Consider the following 5,429-nt stretch of genomic DNA (forward strand, 5'->3'; position numbering starts at 1 on the left):
CGAATGATTGGTCGCCAACCTCTTGAGTTGTTGGATTTTTCAGAAAAATTTGATGTTAATGTCACTGTTAAAGGTGGTGGTAGTTTTGGTCAGGCGGGTGCTATCCGTCATGGCCTTACTCGTGCCTTGATGGCGTATGATGAGTCTGCTCGTGGCGAGCTGCGTAAAGCAGGTTACGTTACCCGTGACGCACGTGAAGTTGAGCGTAAGAAAGTGGGTCTGCGTAAAGCACGTAAGAAACCACAATTTTCGAAGCGTTAATTCCTCTGCAGCTTCGGCTGTGTTTGGAATCGAAAACCCGAGCTTGCTCGGGTTTTTTTATGATTGCTTGTTTTGTGGCTCTTGGTCAATAATTCGTACCTCTTTTGATGTAGGCCTAATCTATCCTCGGTTTTACCTTGTGGCATAGAGGTAATTTCATTAGTATGGCGCCGTTTTTATGCCATGGGCAATATGGGTCTATACTCTCTGCTTGGAGTAATAGTGAGCTGCTTAGGGTAATGGTGAAGCTGATTTTAATGATGGCTTATGCTCGGCAGTGTTAATTCTATAGCTATCTAATAAATAGCGGGTGCCCACAGTTTCTAGTTTTCCTTTTAAACCTACTGGTCTTCAGTAAATAGTCACAGGAGATTTTCTTGATGAGTGATGACGGTGCAAATTTAGGTCGCCGCCGAGTGCTAACGGCGGTGACATCTGCCGTTGGTGCAGTTGGTGTAGTTGGTGCGGCAGTACCTTTTGTGGGGTCTTGGAATCCCAGTGAGCGAGCCAAGGCTGCTGGCGCACCCGTAGAGGCAAATATTGGTAAGATCGAACCCGGTCAAATGGTGACATTTGAGTGGCGTGGAATGCCTGTTTATGTTGTGCGTCGTACCAAGGCGGCTTTGGACGGACTTGTGACAATGGAGCCTTTATTGCGCGACCCGTCGTCAGCGGAGTCGGTGCAGCCTGACTATGTTGACCCCAAATTGCGCTCTCAAAAAGATGAGTATCTTGTCCTTTTAGGCTTGTGTACACACTTGGGTTGTGCGCCCAATTACCAGCCTAAAGTCGGTTCAGTTGATCTGGGCGGCACTGAGTGGCAGGGCGGTTTCTTTTGTAAGTGTCATGGTTCTAAATATGATTTGGCTGGGCGAGTATTGCAGGGGGTGCCTGCGCCAACTAATTTAGAGGTCCCTCCTCATAAATATCTTAGTGATAGTGTGATTCTTATTGGTGTTGATCAGAATGAGGAGGCTTAATATATGAAAAATCCATTTGCTAACTTGTTGGGTTGGGTTGATGCGCGTTTACCGGTAGTGCGCGCATGGGACACCCATATGGCGAAGTACTACGCGCCTAAAAATTTCAATTTCTGGTACTTTTTTGGCGTCCTGTCTATTTTGGTGTTGGTCAACCAGTTGTTAACCGGTATCTGGTTGACGATGCACTTTGAGCCTTCTGCTGAGCGCGCATTCGCATCTGTGGAGTACATCATGCGTGATGTGCCTTATGGTTGGCTGTTACGTTACATGCACTCTACCGGTGCCTCGGCGTTCTTTGTTGTTGTGTACCTGCATATGTTCCGCGGTTTGATGTATGGCTCCTATAAGGCGCCTCGTGAGCTGGTGTGGATCTTTGGTATGCTTATTTATCTAGTCCTTATGGCTGAAGCCTTTATGGGTTATGTGTTGCCTTGGGGGCAGATGAGTTACTGGGGTGCGCAGGTAATTGTGAACCTTTTTGGTGCTATTCCTGTTGTGGGTGAAGATTTAGTTCAGTGGATTCGTGGTGATTATCTAATTTCGGGTGCTACATTAAGTCGCTTTTTTGCTTTGCATGTTGTCGCTATGCCTATAGTTTTGTTGGGCTTGGTTGTTATGCATATCCTGGCATTGCATGAAGTGGGTTCAAATAACCCTGATGGTATCGAAATTAAGAAAAATAAAGACGAAAATGGCATCCCTAAAGATGGCGTACCTTTTCACCCGTTTTATACCGTGCATGATCTGGTTGGAGTTACAGTCTTTTTGTTTGCCTTCTGTGCCATTATTTTCTTTGCGCCTGAAATGGGCGGTTACTTTCTTGAATTCGCTAATTTCGAACAGGCTAACGGCCTGAAAACACCAGAGCATATTGCACCTGTATGGTACTTCACGCCGTTTTACGCGATTTTGCGTGCGGTAACGATTGATATTGGTCCGTTAAATTCTAAGTTTCTGGGCTTTATTACAATGGCTGCTGCGATCGCGGTGTTATTTGTATTGCCTTGGTTGGATCGTAGTCCTGTCAAATCTATGCGCTACAAGGGCTGGTTTAGTCGTGTTGCGTTAATTGCCTTTGCGGCCGTATTTGTCATTCTGGGGTACTTGGGAGTTAAAGAGTCAACTCCCGCGCGTACGTTATTGTCGCAAATTTGTTCTGTGCTTTATTTTGCTTATTTTATTGGCATGCCGTTTTGGACTAAGTACGAAAAGGTTCAGCCTGTACCCGAACGATTGCAGCAAAAAGGTTTGAGTAAGGCGTTGGTCTTCGGTGGCTTGGCTTTATTTGCAGTATTGGTGATTGTGCCCATTCAGGCGTCCGCCAGTGGCGGTGCTGCGTGCGGAACGGTTCCTTGTGAGCATTTTCATTCAGACTTTGATGATAAAGAATCGCTACAGCGTGGCGCAACGACGTTTGTGAATTATTGTATGGGGTGCCATGCCATACAATATTCACGCTACGGCCGTGTAGCTGACGACTTGGGTATTCCGCGCGATGTAATGTCTGAGCAATTGATTTTTGGCGATGAAAAAATTGGGCAGTTTATGACTGGCTCAATGGATCCAAAGAAAGCCAAGGCGTGGTTCGGAGCTTCACCTCCAGACTTAACTTTAGTGGCCCGTTCGCGGAACCCTGAGTGGTTATTGACCTACTTGCTCACCTTTTACAAGGATGACTCTCGTCCTACTGGCGTAAATAATAAAGTTTTTGAAAGTGTTGCTATGCCGCATGTTCTACTTGAGCTTCAGGGGCTCCAGGAGTGTGCTCCTGGGCCAAAGTATGATGATCATGGTCATGTTATACGCAATTCTGTGGGTGAGCTGGGTGATGTTGACCCCTGTGGTAGTCTAGAGGTGAAAAGCGTAAAAGGCAGTATGACACCGGAAGAGTATCATCAGGCAATGTATGACTTGGTGCATTTCTTAGAGTATGTGGCAGAGCCTGTTGCTGAGAAGCGCCAGTCCATTGGTATCTATGTGTTAGCCTTTCTTTTGCTCCTGTTTGTTTGCGTCTGGTTCTTGAATCGGGAGTATTGGCGGGATATTCACTAGCCAGTACGGGTGATCAATATTATTTGATTTTCCCTAAGAGTAAAAAGCCCAGCTTAGTCTGGGCTTTTTTGTGCGTGATGATTGTGCCTTGCTGATAGTTCTGGATCGTTCCATACTGTGCGGCCCAATGCGTACGTCATGCGCAAAATGTCACTGTGTTTGTTTTTGGTAGGTCTAACTTTATGTCTATGTCTTCTAGTCGTCCCTATTTAATTCGCGCTCTGTATGAGTGGATTAATGATAATCAATTAACCCCTTACCTGCTGGTAAATGCGAATGAGCAGGGCGTTAGTGTTCCTCAAAATTCGGTAGGCAAAGATGGGCAGATTATTCTCAATGTGGCCCCTAGGGCGATTGTGGGGTTTGATATATCAAACGCTGCTGTGAGTTTTAGCGCACGTTTTGGTGGTGTTCCGACCGATATATATGTGCCTAGTCATGCCATTATGGGCATTTATGCTAAAGAAAATGGGCAGGGTATGATGTTTGAGCCTGAATCTGCACCGCCGGAGCCGCCGGAAGATCCTAAATTAAAAGAGAAGTCCGTCAAAAAGCCAATGCTTAAAGTGGTTAAGTAACTTTCTCCCGACTAGTCTAAAAATACAGATCTAATAAAAGGTTTTATGATGTTGCCGACAATTTTGGATTTTGAGGCGTCTGGTTTTGGGTATGAAAGCTATCCAATTGAGGTGGGTGTTGCACTGAGTGATGGGGAGCGTTTTTGCACATTGATTCAGCCGTTAAAGGAGTGGCAGCATTGGGATGATAGCGCCGCAAAAGTCCATCAAATATCTCAGCAGGATTTACTTCGTCACGGCGTGCCTATAGTAGATGTGTGTTTGCGGTTAAATCAGTTGCTTGGTGAGCAGGTGGTTTATTCGGATGGTTGGGTTGTTGATAAGCCGTGGTTGAACACACTCTATCAGGCCGGAAATGTGAAGCCCTCCTTTTCTCTGTCGCCAATAGAATCTATTCAGTCCGAGGAACAGCAAAAAGCTTGGGGTGAAGTAAAAGATGAATTATTGGAGGCTTTTGCGTTCGATCGCCATCGTGCGAGTCATGATGCACTATTAATTCAGGAAACGTATAAAGCGACACGGCACTTACGCTAGGGGGCTCCCTGAGCAACAAGTTGGGCGCGCGGGTAGTAATGGTGGGTGTGGATGGCCTTTAGTCTTAAACCTCTGGGTCTGGGGCTTGAGGAGAAAAACCATTGTCCAATATGCTTGTTTCCACTTTCTCATCTTAGTGTTGTGGTTACATAGCCCCTAGCGCGTGGGGCCCCTTAAATAATACTCACAATACGTCGATGTGAATCTCACATTGCAGACCCTCAATGCTAGCTTCGAGCTTGTCTCCGGCCGCTATAGCGCCGACTCCAGCAGGGGTTCCGGTTAATATCAGGTCTCCGTAATCTAATTGCGTATACAGTGAAAGTTCTGTCAGGAGTTCTGGGATGGGCCAAACCATTTCTGAGATATTCCCTAATTGTACTTGTCTGTTGTTGTGGCGCAGAGAGAAGTCGCCGAGGCTTTTTAGGTCTGTCCAGTCTATGATTTGCAGTGTTGAGCAGGGTGCGGAATGATCAAAGCCTTTTGCTGTGGCCCATGGTCGGCCGGCGGCTTTAGATTGCAGTTGAACATCCCTGCAAGTCATATCGAGCGACAATCCTGCAGCAAAAATGGCAGACTCGGGGTTGGCGGTTGTCACCTTTTTGTTGATAGCGATAGCGACTTCAAGTTCGTAGTGTACGTTATGGCTGTAGGTTGGTAATTTCCATGTTGTGGGTTTGCTTGCGTCGTAAAGTGCGGTTAAGGGTTTGTAAAAAAAGAAGGGTGGCGCTTCGTCGGGATTGTGCCCCATTTCTTTGGCGTGCTCGGCGTAATTGCGCCCTATGCAGATAATCCGGCGAACGAAATAGGGGTTATCGCCATTGCCATCTTTGACTGGTAGTGAGTATTTGTGCGGTTCAATTGTTTTTTGATTCATTCTCAGGCCGTATTGTGTGTGTTGATACTTAAGGGGCGAGGAAACAATATTTCATCCATTAATGCTTGATCTCGACATCCTTACCTTCGTTGTTTGAAGCGTTACATGCCTCGGTAACTGCTCCATGCGTTACCCTAATGACCT

The 5,429-nt window shown here is 46.3% G+C and carries 6 protein-coding genes; 5 read left to right on the forward strand and 1 reads right to left on the reverse strand.

All coding sequences use genetic code 11. The features are described 5' to 3' along the window. From rpsI to AC3A8L_RS19430, 5 genes are all read left to right on the forward strand, one after another. The coding region (gene rpsI / locus AC3A8L_RS19410; protein WP_487963925.1) for a 30S ribosomal protein S9 at positions 1-261 on the forward strand (261 nt) is incomplete at its 5' end. Between the two features lie 380 nt (positions 262-641). Next, positions 642-1,241 (forward strand): ubiquinol-cytochrome c reductase iron-sulfur subunit, encoded by a 600-nt coding sequence (gene petA, locus AC3A8L_RS19415; protein ID WP_487963926.1) that lies wholly within the window; start codon positions 642-644, stop codon positions 1,239-1,241. A 3-nt stretch (positions 1,242-1,244) separates the two neighbouring features. Continuing rightward, on the forward strand, positions 1,245-3,296 hold the full coding sequence (locus tag AC3A8L_RS19420) for a ubiquinol-cytochrome c reductase (protein ID WP_487963927.1): 2,052 nt from the start codon (positions 1,245-1,247) through the stop codon (positions 3,294-3,296). Positions 3,297-3,478: 182 nt separating this feature from the next. Beyond that, entirely contained in the window at positions 3,479-3,874 is a 396-nt protein-coding gene (locus AC3A8L_RS19425) for a ClpXP protease specificity-enhancing factor (RefSeq protein ID WP_487963928.1), read from the forward strand. Positions 3,875-3,919: 45 nt separating this feature from the next. Next, positions 3,920-4,408 (forward strand): 3'-5' exonuclease, encoded by a 489-nt coding sequence (locus AC3A8L_RS19430; protein WP_487963929.1) that lies wholly within the window; start codon positions 3,920-3,922, stop codon positions 4,406-4,408. Between the two features lie 184 nt (positions 4,409-4,592). Here AC3A8L_RS19430 and AC3A8L_RS19435 read toward each other — a convergent pair whose 3' ends face one another. Next, positions 4,593-5,285 (reverse strand): fumarylacetoacetate hydrolase family protein, encoded by a 693-nt coding sequence (locus AC3A8L_RS19435; protein WP_487963930.1) that lies wholly within the window; start codon positions 5,283-5,285, stop codon positions 4,593-4,595. Between the last annotated feature and the right edge of the window lie 144 nt (positions 5,286-5,429).

The organism is Marinagarivorans sp. (assembly GCF_982758155.1).

Bases quoted from the DNA above. Each gene is read 5' to 3' on its own strand.
- petA (WP_487963926.1), top strand. From the start codon at position 642: ATGAGTGATGACGGTGCAAATTTAGGTCGCCGCCGAGTGCTAACGGCG.
- AC3A8L_RS19420 (WP_487963927.1), top strand. From the start codon at position 1,245: ATGAAAAATCCATTTGCTAACTTGTTGGGTTGGGTTGATGCGCGTTTA.
- AC3A8L_RS19425 (WP_487963928.1), top strand. From the start codon at position 3,479: ATGTCTATGTCTTCTAGTCGTCCCTATTTAATTCGCGCTCTGTATGAG.
- AC3A8L_RS19430 (WP_487963929.1), top strand. From the start codon at position 3,920: ATGATGTTGCCGACAATTTTGGATTTTGAGGCGTCTGGTTTTGGGTAT.
- AC3A8L_RS19435 (WP_487963930.1), bottom strand. From the start codon at position 5,285: ATGAATCAAAAAACAATTGAACCGCACAAATACTCACTACCAGTCAAA.